This window comes from Shewanella algidipiscicola (assembly GCF_003605125.1).
Lineage (GTDB): Bacteria > Pseudomonadota > Gammaproteobacteria > Enterobacterales > Shewanellaceae > Shewanella > Shewanella algidipiscicola.
The window spans coordinates 15943-32752 of the sequence record NZ_QPQT01000019.1 but is presented as its reverse complement, the minus strand read 5'-3'; the positions used below and the strand labels follow the sequence as shown (position 1 = coordinate 32752).

Below are 16810 nucleotides of genomic sequence, written 5' to 3'. Positions count from 1 at the left end.
GACGAGTGGCGCTAACGGGACAAGCGAGCTTCAACTTGTGCGATCTGCTGCTGTAATTGCGCATGGTCGCAGGCATTAATGTTGATATGGCCCACTTTTCGTTGAGGTTGTGGCGTCTTGTTATACCAGTGCAAACTGGCATTGGTGGTAAGCGCCTCCCTTGGCGCTGCAGCTGTGCCCAGTAAATTGAGCATTGCCGTCGCGCCTTGAGCTTGCGTTGCCCCTAGCGGCAGACCGGCTATCGCCCTTAGGTGGTTTTCAAATTGACAGGTCATGGCGCCCAGCTGTGTCCAGTGGCCGCTGTTATGCACTCTAGGAGCCAGCTCGTTAACCAGTAGTTTATCTCCCACCACAAATAACTCCATGGCGAGCACGCCCACATAGGGCAGGGCGTCAAAAATCGCCCGCATATAATCTTCGGCGGTTTGTTGCATCAGAGGCGTTATCCCCTGAGCTGGGGCGATGGAGCGCACTAAGATCCCTTGATGGTGCACATTTTCGGTTAGCGGGTAAAGCTGGGTGTCGCCCGTCGTGCTGCGCACACCGATAAGCGATACTTCCCGGTCAAACGCTACCCACTGCTCTGCCAGATAGTCCGTTTGGGGTGGGCTGGCAGCGAGCTGTGTTAGTTGTCTATCATCTTTGACTAGCCACTGGTTTTTGCCGTCATAGCCGTCATGTAAGGATTTAAGCACCATGGGTAGACCAAGCTCTTTGGCGCTTTGGTTTAAGTCGATACCATAGCAAAAAGGTGCACTAGGGATCTGAAGTTGGGCTAGCAGCTGTTTTTCCTCGATACGGCTTTTGCAATGGGCAACGCTATTGACGCTCGGCGCGAAACGGCAAAATGCGGTTAAGCCGTGCAGTAAGTTGAGGTCGACCTGCTCCTTTTCTACCGTGAAAGCATCAGGCTGACCTAAGGCATCATAAAGGTCTGCAAGGTTATCACCCGCTTGCCATGGGGCAATCAGTCCTAAACCTTCTACGCAGCTTAAATCCGTATCGCTGCCAGTATCGGCCACAAAGCTAAACTTGAGCCCCAAAGGGAGCCCCGCCAGTGCCAGCATGCGGGCTAATTGACCGCAGCCAATGATGCCAATACGCATTATTCTACCTCCAAAGGCACGCTGGCAGTTTGTGAAGCTCTCCAATCGATAAGCCGCTGAGTTAAAGCGCTATCACCCAGTGCCAATATTTGCGCTGCCATCAGGCCGGCATTAAAGGCACCCGACTCGCCAATCGCTTGGGTGGCCACAGCAACCCCTTTCGGCATTTGCACGATAGACAGCAAACTGTCCATTCCTTTTAAAGATTTACTCGACACCGGCACCGCAATTACGGGCAGGTGGGTCATCGCGGCAGTCATGCCGGGTAGGTGTGCGGCGCCGCCAGCGCCAGCAATGATCACCTCTATGCCCTCTTTAGCCGCATTATGGCTAAATTCGACCAGACGCTCAGGGGTACGATGCGCCGATACCACTTGTGTGTGGTAGCTTATCTTTAGTGCATCGAGCACAGTGGTTGCATTTTTCATGGTGGGCCAATCACTTTGTGAGCCCATAATTATTGCGACTTTAGCTTGTGTCATTGCTGCCTCTTAAGTTGTTAACCAATGTGTAAATAGTGCATAAGTGGGGATACCGACCAGTACGTTGAACGGGAAGGTGATTGCTAACGAATAGGTGACCGACAGGCTATGGTCGGCCCGGGGAATGGCAACGCGCATCGCCGCAGGCACCGCAATATAAGATGCGCTGGCGCCTAAGGTGGCCAATAAGATAGCACCGCCATTGGACAGCCCTAAATAGAGCCCCAGTAAGCAGCCGATGAAACCGCCAATTAAGGGCATGGCCACGCCAAATGCCAGAATAAAGCTGCCCATCTGTTTTAGCGCCTGAATTCGACTGGCCGCCATCATCCCCATCTCTAATAAGAACAATGCCAAGACACCATGGAACAGGTCAAAGAACAGCGGCGTGATAGAGCCTATTCGGTCGGCGCCCCAGTAACCCATAACCAGCGCCCCCACAAGTAGGATTAAGCTTTGATTACAAAACACTTCATGCAGTAATACGCGCCACTTCACTTGCTGGCCTTTTTCTTGGGCAAGGGCGATACCGACGGCAATCGCAGGGATCTCCAGTAACACCACAAACAGCGGGAAATAGGCTTCATAACTGATATGTTGCGATTCTAAAAATGCCACCGCGACCGCATAGGTACCAATGCTTACCGAGCCATAATGGGCAGCAATTGAGGCGCTATCGGCGCGGTTAAGTTGGCCGATAAAGCGTAAAATGGGAAAGGCGATAAGTGGCAATATTAACCCCATTGCGATGACCCACATCGACTGGGGTAATAGTGCGCTAGAGCCATATTTGGCCAGCGCTACGCCACCTTTTAGGCCGATGGCGATTAATAAGAATAGGGTCAAAGCTTGATAGAGCGCCTTAGGAAATTGCACATTGGATTTCAATAATGTGGCTAACGCTCCTAAGATGAAAAATGCGATGGTAATGTCGAGTTGCATATTAGCTTCCGCTTAAGTCAGAGGTGAGCTTGACCTGCGTTGTTGACGCCAGAGGCTGACGTTGGCGGCGCGATGATGAGGTGAGTCGATTGAAAAGAGTGACTGCGCATAGGGTGAAAACCGCGCCAGCAGACAGAAGCAGTCCGCCACCATTGTGGCCCTGTATGTTAGCTACGCCGCCAAGTGCGCCCACACCTGTAGCAACCAGTAAACTAAATAACAGCGCGCGGTCTTGTCGTATTTGTTCAATGATCTGTTTCATCCCATCCTCGCTTGTTTGCGGCCGATTGCTATCGGTCACCAAATTTATGCGGTAATCTTGCCAAAAACAGGCTATATATAAAAATAGATATTTATTAGTTACTCTATAGATAAAAATCTATATAAAGGTCAGCCATGTCACTCAGATTACAAGCCCATTTAGGCACCCTGCGGCAGATGGAGATTTTGTTAGCGGTATATGATAGCGGCAGCGTCAGTGGCGCCGCGCAGCAATTGCACCTGACTCAGCCGACAATCTCGATGCAATTAAAAAAACTGGCCGACGTAGTCGGGCTGGCTTTGTATAACATCGTGGGCAGAAAAGTGGTGTTTACCGAAGCGGGATTAGAGGTGGTGAAAACAGCCACCGAGGTATTAGACAGTTTTTCTCGCTTAGAGATGTCGTTGTCAGACATGGGGGAGTTGAAGTCAGGAACGCTTCGCTTGGCGGTGGTGACCACCGCAAAATACTTTATTCCGCATCTGTTAGGGCCATTTTGTAAGCGTTACCCCAATATCAGCGTGCAATTAAATGTGGGTAACCGCCAACAGATCATCGAACGGCTTAAACAAGGCATTGATGATTTTTATGTCTTTAGTCATCCACCGGGCGACCTTAATACCGAGAGCATCGAATTTTTTAATAATCCACTGGTTGCCATTGCCCACGAAGAGCATCCGTTGGTGCAGCAAGCGGAGGTGTCGTTAGCCCAGTTATGTGAGGCGCCTTTTTTAATGCGTGAGAACGGTTCCGGTACCCGTTTAGCCATCGAAAACTTCATGAGCAAACAAGGCGTTAAGCTTAATGTGAAGATGACCATTGAGAGTAACGAAGCCATTAAACATTCGGTGATGTCTGGTTTAGGGGTGAGTATATTATCAGCCCATACCCTCACGTTTGGCGGCCATATGGGGCTGGCTCAGTTGCGGGTGAAATCCTTGCCTATTAACTCCAATTGGTATTTTTTATGGCTAAAGTCGAAACGGCCCTCGGCGATAGCACAGGCCTTTTTATCTCATGTACAGAATGAGGGGCGTGAAATGCTGCTAACCGAATTGGCCCGTTGCGAGCCGATTTAGGGTGTTATTCCCACATGACGTAGCTTTGCGACTCTTGCGCCGACTCGAGTAAGGCGATAAGTGGTAAGGCGCGGTGGCGTAAGCTGACTTCCGGCGCATCGTCCTCCTCTTCTTCATTATCGGCATCGAGCTGTGTGCGAGCGGCTTCATCGACAGTGGGGAGCGCCGAAATAGCCGCCGATAATTTTTGCAATGCAGCGGGGACATCGGCGGCCGCGATGGCACCGGGCACTATGGTACTGTGTCCCATCATTTGCAGTAAACGGGTAGCAACATCGCCAAACATGGTGATGTCAGAATAGTACTTGGTCTTAAATGTAACCAACATGGCTGGCCCCTTAAATGTGGCGGATGATTGATGATAGCATGTTAACTTTCAGTATGATGCCATACTTATACGCCGACCACTTAAATCGGCAATTATCACAATAAGTTTATTCTAGGTCATTATCTTAGGTTAAGGCGTTAGCGCGACAAGGCATGATGACCTTGGCGCGCTCATCAACGGCGGTTAGTGATTATCTGAACGCTTAATCACATCGCGGCTTTGCCACTGTATGGCTAGCAATACCAGTAATGCTGCGACACCAGCTATGCCTAAATTAAATGGATTAAAGAGTACCAAGGGGACAATAAACAGGGCCACCAATCGCTCTATTAGGGTCAGCCTACGCAGCATATAGCCTTCGATAGCGATAGCCAATGCGACTATGATGGTGCTGGTTTGTGCTATCGCAAATAGAAAGCCTAGCCAACTAACATCGGGATTAAGTAGGTCAGTATAAGCCATCATGATGGGGATGATAAACAGGCCACCGGCTAACTTAAAGGCTTCTACCGATGACTTCATCGGGTTGGCGTTTGCCACACCGGCACCAGCGAAGGCCGCCAGCGCGATAGGCGGTGTGACATTGGAGGTTTGTGACAGCCAAAATACAATCAGATGGGCAGTCAATAGGGGTAAGCCAAAGTCGCCCAGCATAGGCACGGCCATCACGGCAAGCACAATATATGCCGCCGTTACCGGTAGACCCATCCCCAGCACTAAGGCCACAATGCTGACCAGTCCCAGTGCTACCAACATATAGCCACCGGAAAAATCCATCACAAACTGGGTAAATTGCAAACCAATACCTGTTTGGCCGACAACGCCAACAATGATCCCCGCCGCGCCACACGCCACCGAGATAGGCAGCGCCAATAGCGCCCCGTTTTTCATGCCTGAGATAAATTTACGTAAGCCGATGCGGCTATGTTTACGCAGCCCTGCTGTTAATAAGATTGCTGCGCAGCCCGCCACGCCCACCAACAGCGGTGAATACGCCAGCATCAGCAGCACAGTGATCAGCACTAAAGGAATAAGGTGATGGGCGCCATCTTTCATGACGGTGATCACCGCTTCGGTGCGGCTTTGAGCCCGCAAGTTGAGCTTACAGGCCATCAGATGCACATAGAGCAAGGTACAGAAAAAGTACAAGATGGCAGGTGCTATCGAGGCCAACATGATGTCGCTATAAGGCACGCCAGTAAATTGCGCCATAACAAAGGCGCCAGCACCCATGATAGGAGGCATGATTTGTCCACCCGTGGAAGCTGCGGCCTCAATCCCCGCCGATTGCTCCGGGGTATACCCGAGCTTTTTCATCATGGGAATAGTGACCGAACCTGTGGTAACGGTATTGGCGATGGCCGAACCTGAAATGGAGCCTAAACCCGCCGAAGCCAGTACCGCGGCCTTTGCCGGGCCACCGCGGTATTTTCCGGCAATCGAAAAAGCCAGATCGATAAAAAACTTACCAGCGCCTGTCACCTCTAAAAAGGCGCCAAATAGCACAAAGATAAACACTGTGGTGGCGGCGATCCCTAAGGCGGAGCCGAACACGCCATTGGCGGAATAAACCTGAAACTGTATCAGCTCTTGTAATGAATAGGCCTTAGTCGCTAGCGCGCCAGGTAACATATCACCAAAAGCGCTATAACTAAGAAAGAGTAGCGCTATCAATACCATAACCGGGCCTACCGTACGGCGACATCCCTCCATCAATAATCCCAGCAAGACGCAGCCCGCGATAAGATCGGCGCTGCCTAAGCCATACAGCAGATGATCGATATCGTTGTAATCAAATATCCACAGACGGTAACCGGCAAACACGGCGGCAGCGCATAATACCAGGTCGACCACACGCCCAGAGAGGTACAGCTTGCTATAGCGATTAGCGACTAGTGGATAATGTAAAAAAATCAGCACCAACACCCAGGTGAGGTGGGTAGGGCGAAAGTAGGTGGCCGATATTGTCGAGGTTATACCTTGCCAGATCTGAAATGCCGAGAGTGCGACAGCAATGGCGAGGATCCCATAGCCAAAAAGTGTCACTATGCGCTCAAATGGCATAGGTCTATCGCTCGCAAGTGATGCGTCACTGCGATCTGCAGAGGCATTATGTTCAACTGCACTCATAAAAAATCCTTCATTAAACGAAAATGGCGGCTACGCAGTGGCGCTAGCGCGCTTCATTATGTATTAGGGCCTGTTGAGCTTTACTGGTTGAATTTTGTTCGAGACAAAAACGTTTTTAGCCGACCCCTTCGGGCAGCATGTGTTGGTCATTTCTACTGCGTTCTCAGCTTTTTATGTAGAATAACTACACCACGAAGCTTCTGCCTTGTATAAATACCCAACAATTCGCTGCAAAAACAACCTTGAAAGATCAACAGGCCTAAGCACATTTAAGGTGACAAAGGCAACTGTGTAGTTGCCTTTGTTGGTGATGCTAATGTTCTATAGATCCATTTCGCGGGGGAAACGCATCGAGCATCGGCTCAGTTGTCCTGCGCTTTACTTCGCGCTGGCGCCCTTAGCCATTGAATCGAAATATTGCTGCGCGCCAGGGTGCAGTGGCACTCCCTTTAGGTGAAACGCATTTTCAGGTGTAGTGGCTTCGGCCACTTTAACCACTTTACGTACTTCGGCCATGTTTTCGAATGCCGCTTTGGTTAAGTTAAATGCCATTTCATCGCTCATCGTGGCGCTAACAACCAATACATTCCACACACTTAATGTGGGGACTGCAGCTACCTTGTTGTAGACATTTTCAGGAATAGTGTAGCTGCTGTAGGCTGGGTATTGCGCCATGAAAGCGGCACTTTGTTCATCAGTGATAGGGATAAGATTGATATCATGGGTCAGTGCTACTTGGGTTACAGCCCCAACTCCTTGCCCGCCGACAATAAAGCCTGCGTCGATTTGGCCATTGGCCAAGGCGTTTGTGGTTTCTGAGTAGTTAAGGTAAACCGCATCGATATCTTTTTTGATATCGAGCCCCATCGACTCAAGCAATGCTGCAGAGGTCACGGCGGTTCCACTGGCTGGTGCCCCTAACGAGATACGCTTGCCTTTTAATTGGTTTAGAGAGGTAATGCCCGACTTTTTAAGACTGATGGCATGCACTAGGTTGGGATATAGCGCAAACAAGGTGTTGACCGGCATGGCGCTCTTAAATTTACCTTCGCCTTTGTAGGCATCGAGTACCACGTTGCCCATGGCGATGCCAGCAATCATATCGCCACGAACCACTTTAATGGTGTTCTCTACCGAGGCGGCGGTGACCTCTGCTTTTACATTAACATCGTCAATATGTTCAGACCATACCTTGGCTAAGGCGCCGCCTAAGGGATAGTAAATGCCACTTTGGCCGCCCGTTCCGATGGAGTAGTTCTCTGCATGAAGTGCCGTTGGCAACATAAGCAGTAGAGCGAGTGCTAAGATGCGATGAATCATAGTCGTTTCCCTTTTTCAATCAAACAGTGAATGTGACTGCAATAAAATTGTTTTAAATCTTATTGTTATATTATTTTTGTGGTTTGTTTCGTTGATGCCGACGATGGCTTAGTTATCCTTAATGCACGTAATGCTCAAGGTCGTCAACGTGAATATGCTAGGCGATATCTTTGCTTTTTTGTTGCAAGAAGCACTCTAATTAGTAATGCTTTTGGGTTTTTAGTGTTGTTGATAGTCAGTTAATACGTGATTGATGTCAAGTTACTGGGTTGTGGCTGATTAAAGTCTGTGCGGTGGCGCAGATGAGGTTAAGGTGATTTTCGCGATCTGTGAGGCGTGAATGCGGGCAAAGTTGGGCTGGTATGTAAGTTATAAAAATGCCAGTCACTATGACTGGCATTTTAGTTTAGCTGTGTGGTGAATAAGCGATATTGCTCAGCAATTGCTTAGCTTACGCTGGTCTTGCTTGGCATTACCAAATGCGCACGCGATCTTCTTCGCTGAGGTATAACGCATCGCCTGGCTGCACGTCGAACGCCTTGTACCATGCATCATGATTACGTGGCGCGAGTGCGCGATAACGACCCGGTGCGTGAGTGCCGCCGCGCAGTTGGTTGAGCATGCTCTGCTCGGTGCGCTTTTCTTTCCAGACCTGGGCCCAAGCCAAGAAGAAACGTTGATCGCCCGTGAGGCCATCGATGATCGGTGCTTCTTTGCCATTTAGGCTGAGCTTGTAAGCATGATAGGCCATGGATAAACCGCCCACATCACCGATATTTTCCCCAAGGCTGTTGCGGCCATTAACGAAGTTATCTGGGATCGGCTCGTATTGACTGTATTGCTCAGCGAGACGATCGGCTTTGGCATCAAAGGCGGCGCGGTCTTGATCTGTCCACCAGTTACGTTGAATGCCATTAGCGTCAGACTTTGAGCCTTGGTCATCGAAGCCATGTCCCATTTCGTGACCAATCACGGCGCCAATGCCGCCATAGTTAACCGCAGGATCGGCGTTAGGATCGAAAAACGGCGGTTGTAAGATGGCCGCTGGGAAGACAATTTCGTTAAACGAGCTATTGTAGTAGGCGTTAACGCGTTGTGGCGTCATGCCCCAGCGGTTACGGTCGGTTTTTTCTAGCTCTTTAGCGACGCTATCGGCTCTAAAAAACTCTCTGAGATTGGTGATGTTGCTGACTAAGTCGGTGCGACTTAGGGTTAAACCATCAAACTCTTGCCACACATCTGGATAGCCAATCTTGGGGGTGAAGGCTTTGAGTTTGGCGTGGGCGTTGACTTTGGTTTCATCACCCATCCAGTCGAGCCCATCGATGCGCTCACCTAGGGCTGTGCGAAGGTTTTCAACTAATTGGGCCATTTGCTGCTTCGATGACTCAGGGAAGTAGCGCGCCACGTACACTTTACCGATAGCAAAGCCCAGTGACTGCGTGCCAGACATCTGCTCTACAGCGCGCTTCCAACGTGGACGAGGCTCTTGTTGACCACTCAAGGTTTTGCCATAAAAATCGAAACTGGTGGCGTAAATATCTTCTGACAATAGTTCGGCATTGTTACTGATGGTGTGGAAGGTGAGGTAATCACGCCAGATAGCCAAATCTTCATTATTAATCAAGGCGATCATGGCGTTAACCGGCTCAGGCTGAGAGATATTGAGCTGCGGGACTTGGTAGCCTGTTTGGGCAAAATAGCGATCCCAGTTAAAACCTGGATACTGCTTGCTTAAGTCTTCGCGTTTAATTTGATTGAGGGTCAAGTCGCGGTTACGACGCTTCTCTCTGGGCCATTGGCCTTCGGCCATCTTGGTTTCTAACGCTAAAATCGCCTCGGCGCGCGCTTGGCCATCTTTGATGCCAGCAAAAGCCAGCATATCGGCGATATGTGCCACATACGCCTTGCGGATATTAACGAAGCGTTCGCTATCTTCTAAATAGTAAGAGCGATCGGGTAAGCCTAAGCCGCCAGCGCCAATGGACATCTCATATTGGTTGGGGTCGAGGCGATTAAACCACATTCCACCACCAATGGGTGAGGTGCTGCCGATAAGCCAAGATTGACCAAACAGGGTTGTTAAATCGTCGGTAGAATCGATAGCCGCAATGCTATCTAAGGTGGGCTGGATAGGGGTGATACCACGTTTATTGATGGTCTCAGTGTCCATATAGGCGTTATAGAAGTCGGCAATCAGTTGTTCTTCGGCGTTAAGGTTATCGCGAGCGGCGATATCATCGATGATCTCTTTGACTTGTTTCTCGCTGCGCTCGGCTAGTGCGGTAAATGCTCCATAACGTGTCTTATCGGCTGGCATCTGGTAGTTGTCGTACCAAGTGCCGCTGGCATACATAAAGAAGTCATCGCCAGGTTTAACGGCTAAATTGCGCGCGGTTAAATCGACACCAAAGCTGCCCAGTTCGGCTTGCTTGCTTGGGGTGGCGACTTCACTTTTTACATCGCTGGTATTCACATCAGATGTGCCACAGCCACTGAGAAAAGTGCTGGCCAATGCGATGGCAATTAAGGATTTTTTCATCGTTTTATATTCTTCCTTGCTGGTGGTAGCTTGTTGATTGATGTCACTTATCTTGTAAGACTGTTGAAAAAAGTCAACCGTATAATTGTTAGCAAAGTTTTAACTGGCCAATAAAATGCGTAGCTAATCGATAGGAATGAGCTTAAGGATTAGGGGAAGACTGAAGTCTTGGCACGCTTATGCTGGTACATACGCTGGTCGGCCAAGGCCAAACATTCAGATTGATTGCGACCCTCTTGTCCATGGGCGATACCATAACTAATCCCACTCATGGGCCACTTTGTCGTCAACGCCGTGTGGCACTGTTGGAGTAATGCTGCTAGCTCATCGATTAGTTGCGTGCTTGCAATAGAATCCGTGGTACTCACTAGCCAGACGAACTCATCGCCACCAGTACGAAACACTTGCCCTTGTCCGTTGAGTGTTGTGCTCATTAATCTGGCGCCATAACGCAGCAGCTCATCGCCTTGGTCGTGCCCGAGTCGATCATTAACTCTTTTGATACCATCAAAATCGATAAAAATGATGATGTAGTTTGTCGTAAGCTCCTTCAAGGCTTCACTCAGGGCGTAACGATTACCTATTTGGGTGAGAGGATCAATTCTGGCTTGATAGTAGGCCCGACTATAATCTTGTTTCTTCTGCTGTAGCCAAGCGGTTAGTGACAGTAAAATACATACACAATCGACGGCTAATGCTGCTAATACAACCAGTTCGGAGTGGCTTTGCCCTGTAATAATATGGCTATGTGAGAGCATATAATAGAGTAGTGACAGTCCGTAGACTAAATTACCTAGTAGATAATACTTCGCTCTAAAATCTTTATATACCAGCATGTTAATGCCAACGGCTATGGCGAGCGGTACCCAGAGTAAGGCAATAATGTGCGACACGGTGAAGGCAGCCGAAAAACTCAGTAGTGGCAGGGTAAGCCCAAGGAGTAAACACAAGATGGCTAGGCCATTAAACAGTGTTGCCAAGGGCTTATGTAGGCGTTCGAAATTAAACAATAGCTGTGTGAAGCGGGCTGCGGCAGCAATGGCGAAGGGAAAGATAATCATGCCCCAATAAGTGCTATTAACACTCTCAAGGTTGAGCATATCGTCGATAAAACCTGAGGCAGCGGCCCAGCCCACACCGTGTAAACCGATATAACCAGCACAGGCTAGAGTGACGCGATAATGAGTTTTGACGTACAGCATTAAGGCGATTAATGCTAATGTCAGCATTACGGCAATAGCAAGCAGTGTCACGCTATTAGTGATAAATTGCTGTTTAAAAAAGTGCGGACTGCTGCTGATATTAACCGTCAAAGGCAGCGCATAATGTTTTGCCGCTATATACAGCCAAAGCGTGCCACTCTCTTGTTGATTAAGTGTCAACTCAAATACCTGTGAATGCAGTAACATTGGATTACCTGCATCATCGAGTTGCGAAAAAGTAAACCATTGCCCCTGATTGCCTTGTGCCGATTGCCAGTAGGCTATACCCGTGTCGATAAAGTTAGCGTTGAATTTAATAAACCAGTTGTCGGCATGGGGCTGCCGATTGGTCAGTGCGATACGTCCAATATAGGCACCAGATTGATTGACCAGTGACTGCGTTATGGGACTTGAACTCTGGTATAGGTGTTCCCATTGTGTCAATGAAGTAATGGGTAAGGCCGCTTCTTGGTTGATATGGCGCCAAATATCAATGTCGGCAATTGTCGTATTGCTGAGGTGATTAAGGGCAAGCGAGGCCGCTGGATTGCTTGAGGTTAACGCGGTAGTGGTTATTTTGTTTGTGTTGTCACTTGAATGCTCAAGGGATAAAGCTGCCTCTAACTCTGAGGGTAGCGATGTCATGCTGGTTAATATGAGCAGTAACAAAATGCGCTTTAAGATCATTTATTTTATTTGTTTTTATTTAGGGCCGGTTGATCTTTTAAGGTTGTTTTTGCAGCGAATTGTTGGGTATTTCTACAAGGCAGAAGCTTTGTGGTGTAGTTATTCTACATAAAAAGCTGAGAACGCAGTAGAAATACCCAACAAACGCTGGCCGAAGGGTTCGGCTAAAAACGTTTTACTCTTTGTTAAGTGAATTTTGCTTAGCTGACTAGGCTGCAATCCACTCGCCTCGATTAACACGTTTTTGTCTCGAACAACATTCAACCAGCAAAGATCAACAGGCCCTAGTTCTAGTTAGTGATTAATCCTAGCACAGGATAGTCTGATGCAAATAAATTTTATAGTGGCGAAATTCTGCTGTTACTAGGCAGTTTGACAAGCTGGTTTTACGCGGCATTAAGCAAGCGGCGGGGATATAAAGTGACGAGGTGCGAGACAAAAGGCTCAGATAGCCACAGGCTATCTGAGCTGGGTAGCATTAATGCTGAGTATTCAGTGCATAACTGCGCTTACGTTTAAAGGTGCGACGACAAAAAGTCACTAAGCTAAACGATAAAATCAGTGTGCCGACACAGGATACTAAGGTGATCAGCACAACATAGCTCAGGGGCATATTGAGCGCATCATGCAGTGGTCTCACAAATGTCGCAATTTGACCCGAAAGTGGTCTGTCGCTGTGTTTGAGCGCAGTTTGAATGATACCTTGCTGATGATTCATACTGATTTGGTCGGCTTCACGTAACCAGACATCGTTGTGGCTATTGAAGCGTATGCTGTAGATGAGCTCGGGTGCCTTGTCATTGCGCGGCTTACTCACGGCGACTAACTGCGATTCAGGCCAAAATTGCTGCGCGGTATTCAATTGGCTGAGCCAATCACTTTGTTGGCTCATTGGATATGCTATATCCGATGATGGCACTGATTTTACAGCATCGATCCACAGCCCTTTGTAGGTAATTAAAAAGCCGCTAACACACAAAATAAATAGCGGGACAGAAATAAATAATCCCAGTTGTATATGGCTTTTTACCAAGCTGCTGGAGCGAGTGTTACGAGGAATACTCTGTTTTAGTCGAAACGACTTGCGCACACGCCACCACAGATAAATACCGACTAAGGTGATTGCGCCGCCAAGCAGTGACGCCCAAGCGTTAGTGTACTTACCTACATCACCGAGTAAAAAGTTACGATGTAACCAAAAAATAGTGCTGTAAAAGGGAATATTGGCGGAGGCGCTAACAGACAGCTCATTGAGCTGATTATCGAACGCGATAGACTTGCCACGCATCGATGCTTGAATATAGGGCTTATACTCGGTTGGAAAGCGTACCGTGGTCATTTCAGGGTAACGTTCAAATAACGACTGCAGAGCAGCGGCTTTCTGCTCAGTGGATAAGGGCATAAATGTTTGCCCTTGGTTATCGAGGCGCTTAATGATATCGACGCTGCCTAAATACACTCCTGTGGTCAATACGATTAACATGGTGATGCTGACTGCAAAACCGACCCAATTATGAAACCACTTTAATGCTGGTACTAGATTCATGTTGTTCTCGTTCTACACAGCGGCATCGCTGGTAGATTCTCCGTGACTAATTTTACGAGGCGATAATAAAAAGCAGGATTGCAGTTTATGGTTAAGCCATTATGTAAACTCAAATAATTTGTGAGAATGATAATTAGTCTCAACAATGAATTCAATTAAAGAAATGTAAAGTTGAGTGGTTTAGCTCACAAATTATAAGGGATAGGCCACAGCAGAAGGGGCATTGCGCTAATGTTGGTGGGGGCGGTGGGGGTGAGGTTTATCAACAGAGCTAAAGCGACCTGTATAATTGCTAGGCAGGTCGATATTAGGTAAGTCCTATTTTTATCCGTTATTTATGTTGTGCGTTTACTTTAGGATAATTTCGCGCATTCGATATTCACCCGTGAGGGTTCTCACTTCGGGGTACTTTGCAGAGATCTCCTCTGACATTTTTTTATCTGTCTCTGTCCATTTTTTCATAAAGGCATCGTATTTTTGCTTATTAGGTTCCAGGTCGCTTGAGTTCTCGAAGGTGACCACTAATAGCATGTTAAAATCACCGCTGGTGGGAAGGTCGCTGCCATAAATTTTCCAATCTTTAATATAACCAAGCTCTTTTTGAATTTTGGCTGCTTTCACCCAACTCTCACGCAGACCCGCCAAGTAAACATCGCTCATGTTAGGATCGATACGCACGGTAGTAATGCTCATGATCTCGCTGCCAAGTTCATAATCTTCATAGACTTCTAGCCTATCTTTGGCCATAGGCGAGCTACTGAATAAGGCACACAATAAGACAATTAATAAATTTTTCATTTCATTTGCTCCAGTGAGTAAAATATCTGAATGCTCATTTGAACCTGTGCTACATGAGCCTTAATCAGTATAGTCAAGCTCATGGTTATCGAGGCAAAGGGTTAAATCTAGTGTATTAATCAGTTAAGTCTAAGTCGACTTGATGCTTTAATGGCTGGCAGTCACTTTGATAAATTGAGTATTACTTCATTGTGGAGTGTTACAGGCAGGCGAGAGGAGGGGGGGGGGCTAATACGAATAAAAAGAGCCTAACAGTCATTGCTCAATGATCAGTTAGGCTCCGATGACTTACCTATTTAAAGAGGCGTGTGCCTCAAGCACAACTTTCATGCTTGCAGCGATAAACTAGTCGGACGACTTTTGTCGCTCGCGTTTATCTTTACGTTTCTCTTTTAATGAGCGTTGTGGCGCTTTCTTTGCCTTTTCTTTACTCATGGATATCGACTCCAACGTTTAACTCGCCATCAAATACCGCGCCGTTATTCGATTTTGATCGCTTGGGCTCAATTATTATTTCCAGCTTAAATTGAGGCGTTATACAAATTAATCCATCTTATCGTTAAGGTTAACCTCATGGGAGCGTTACAACATCTGTATCGCTTCGAATGATATTTTTGGGCGCTTACCTTAAAAGCGCTGCCATGCTGTTGAGTAAATGTCGCCCAAAAATGGGGGGTTAACGGCTTAATGATTTATCAAGTTAGATTAATCTTCACGGCCAATAAATGCCTTCAAAATAACATCTCCTTCTTCATGAGCTTGTCAGCCTAAGCCTTTTGCTCTGGGTTATCGACGTTCGCTGCCAGCCGCCACCAACAGCGAGTAATATAAGCATGGTGCCACGGAGCTGAGCATGCTTTAGGATGTAGTCGTGCGGGCTTTCTTGTTACTCGTCACCTGGGTGATCATAAAGAGTACAGGTTTGCCTAAAATATTGACTTGTGCCATCTCCCCCTTAGACAGCCCCAGTAAGCTGGCGCCTAAATCTGAAATGACAGAAAAACGTCCAGCGCAGGGTTTGTGTTTGGGCGGGTAGACCAGTTCTATTTGATATTCTTGTTGATCTTGCATATTCACAAGCTTTACTTGGTATCCGACACCTATTTTATCGCTCGCAGTATCACCTTGCAGGTTATCCAATTTAGCGATAACCCCCGCTAGCGCTGTGGGCCGTAAAGAAGCGTTAAAACTATTTTGTAAATAATAAGATTCAGTTTTTATTGTTAATATCTTAAGTATGTTTTTTAAGAATGAAAGAATCATATTTCCTCTAATATTTTAAAGGTGAATAAAGATTAATTCGAGGTGATAAGTTCGCTGACTTATATCGATATTAATGAGTTTTTTTGTAGTTATGCCGAGCGCTGCTAGCGCCCGGCTTACACTGGGAATATAAGTGAGAAGCGTGTCAGTGTGAAAAAGCTACAGCAAAAGGGATAAGCTGACTTTTTAGATAAAGATAGTGATGAAAATGCATCGGTAAACATAGTTTTTACATCTCCAGTCGCTGTTAATCGGGGTAGTGTTTATAACTTTCTAGATCGAGAATTCACTCTACATCTAGTAGTGGCCAGCCTGTCGCTCTACATTTTATGGCTGTAAGTTGGCATTTTTAATCATATTCTTGGTATTTTATACCATTATCTCATGCCGCACCTTGACCACATTCTGAATCTTGTCGTGACGGCGTGAACAGAGAAAAATAAGTACCACCTGTATTAAAGCGGGTTGTGTTTACGACAGGCTTATTTGTCACATTCAATGACTAACCGTTAAATCAACTATCGATCGCGAGTAACTTTTATTTTTATAAGCGTCACTTTAGTCAACTCAAGTCTTTAGTCAATTACTGGTGTGTTTTCAATCGGCTTATCTATACCTTATGGTAACTAAAAAAATAAAGCAAGTCTGATTTTGTATACTATGTGTATTTTATATTTTTTAAGTAATTTGTACGATAGTTTAAAATTAATGACGCAGTTTTTGAGTGTTATTAATGCTTGCCTCGATAGTAGTAGGGTATTATTTTTTTGAGACGTTTTTTGAAAAAAAATTAGCTGGATGATATTCGACAAGCATCAGTTATTAGTCTGAGCAGCTGTAGGATGGTATAAGCCCTTGGCTTGAATGTGGCATGGTAAAACTTTGGAACCCGTTCTTGAGCATTTGGTATTAGCGAATCAGTGGCTCATACCTCGTAGTGATTGCTTGATACATGCTTAAGGCTTGAGTTGATGAGACCAATTTTTGGCGTTTCCCTTAGAACTGTAACATCTAGCATTAGCTTAACTTATTCTAATGAATCACTGGTTTTTATTGCTGAGTTTAGTGCTAGTATGGAGGGGTCTTAATGCACAGGTAGGAAACTGACATCACACCAATTTTA

General features: G+C 46.9%; 13 protein-coding genes. 1 reads left to right on the top strand and 12 read right to left on the bottom strand.

All coding sequences use genetic code 11. The annotated features are described in order from the left end of the window. Window positions 1-11: 11 nt before the first annotated feature. Genes DVO77_RS17310 through DVO77_RS17295 form a run of 4 tightly spaced genes read right to left on the bottom strand, consistent with a single transcriptional unit; the run spans window position 12 to window position 2792 of the window. Complete coding sequence (locus tag DVO77_RS17310; RefSeq protein ID WP_119979177.1) at window positions 12-1106, bottom strand: 5-(carboxyamino)imidazole ribonucleotide synthase; 1095 nt, start codon at window positions 1104-1106, stop codon at window positions 12-14. Next, window positions 1106-1588, bottom strand: coding sequence for a 5-(carboxyamino)imidazole ribonucleotide mutase (gene purE, locus DVO77_RS17305; RefSeq protein ID WP_110457443.1), 483 nt, complete (start codon window positions 1586-1588; stop codon window positions 1106-1108). The genes DVO77_RS17310 and purE overlap by 1 nt, the downstream gene beginning before the upstream one ends. Window positions 1589-1597: 9 nt before the next feature. Then, window positions 1598-2530, bottom strand: coding sequence for a sodium-dependent bicarbonate transport family permease (locus DVO77_RS17300; RefSeq protein WP_110457444.1), 933 nt, complete (start codon window positions 2528-2530; stop codon window positions 1598-1600). A 1-nt stretch (window position 2531) separates the two neighbouring features. Further along, the gene (locus DVO77_RS17295) at window positions 2532-2792 is read right to left on the bottom strand and encodes a hypothetical protein (protein ID WP_110457445.1); all 261 of its coding nucleotides are present in this window, start codon (window positions 2790-2792) and stop codon (window positions 2532-2534) included. A 134-nt stretch (window positions 2793-2926) separates the two neighbouring features. Between DVO77_RS17295 and DVO77_RS17290 the strand changes: the two genes are divergently transcribed. Continuing rightward, on the top strand, window positions 2927-3871 hold the full coding sequence (locus DVO77_RS17290; protein ID WP_119979176.1) for a LysR family transcriptional regulator: 945 nt from the start codon (window positions 2927-2929) through the stop codon (window positions 3869-3871). 4 nt (window positions 3872-3875) lie between these two features. Here the strand turns inward: DVO77_RS17290 and DVO77_RS17285 are convergent, their stop codons facing one another. The 8 genes from DVO77_RS17285 to DVO77_RS17250 all read right to left on the bottom strand — a co-directional run bounded on the left by DVO77_RS17285 (window position 3876) and on the right by DVO77_RS17250 (window position 15687). After that, window positions 3876-4199: a DUF1840 domain-containing protein gene (locus DVO77_RS17285; protein WP_110457447.1), complete on the bottom strand. Its 324-nt coding sequence runs from the start codon at window positions 4197-4199 to the stop codon at window positions 3876-3878. 183 nt (window positions 4200-4382) lie between these two features. Then, window positions 4383-6329 carry a TRAP transporter permease gene (locus DVO77_RS17280; RefSeq protein WP_119979175.1) on the bottom strand — a complete coding sequence of 649 codons (1947 nt, stop codon included), beginning with the start codon at window positions 6327-6329 and terminating at the stop codon, window positions 4383-4385. Between the two features lie 378 nt (window positions 6330-6707). Further along, entirely contained in the window at window positions 6708-7649 is a 942-nt protein-coding gene (locus DVO77_RS17275; protein ID WP_119979174.1) for a TAXI family TRAP transporter solute-binding subunit, read from the bottom strand. A 472-nt stretch (window positions 7650-8121) separates the two neighbouring features. Then, a complete protein-coding gene (locus tag DVO77_RS17270) occupies window positions 8122-10191 on the bottom strand; it encodes a M13 family metallopeptidase (protein WP_119979173.1) in 2070 nt (689 codons plus the stop codon). Between the two features lie 149 nt (window positions 10192-10340). Continuing rightward, entirely contained in the window at window positions 10341-12080 is a 1740-nt protein-coding gene (locus DVO77_RS17265) for a sensor domain-containing diguanylate cyclase (protein ID WP_119979172.1), read from the bottom strand. Between the two features lie 478 nt (window positions 12081-12558). After that, a complete protein-coding gene (locus DVO77_RS17260) occupies window positions 12559-13626 on the bottom strand; it encodes a PepSY-associated TM helix domain-containing protein (protein WP_119979171.1) in 1068 nt (355 codons plus the stop codon). A 348-nt stretch (window positions 13627-13974) separates the two neighbouring features. Continuing rightward, the gene (locus DVO77_RS17255) at window positions 13975-14424 is read right to left on the bottom strand and encodes a hypothetical protein (protein ID WP_119979170.1); all 450 of its coding nucleotides are present in this window, start codon (window positions 14422-14424) and stop codon (window positions 13975-13977) included. Window positions 14425-15282: 858 nt separating this feature from the next. After that, window positions 15283-15687, bottom strand: coding sequence for a GreA/GreB family elongation factor (locus DVO77_RS17250; protein ID WP_119979169.1), 405 nt, complete (start codon window positions 15685-15687; stop codon window positions 15283-15285). Window positions 15688-16810: the final 1123 nt, after the last annotated feature.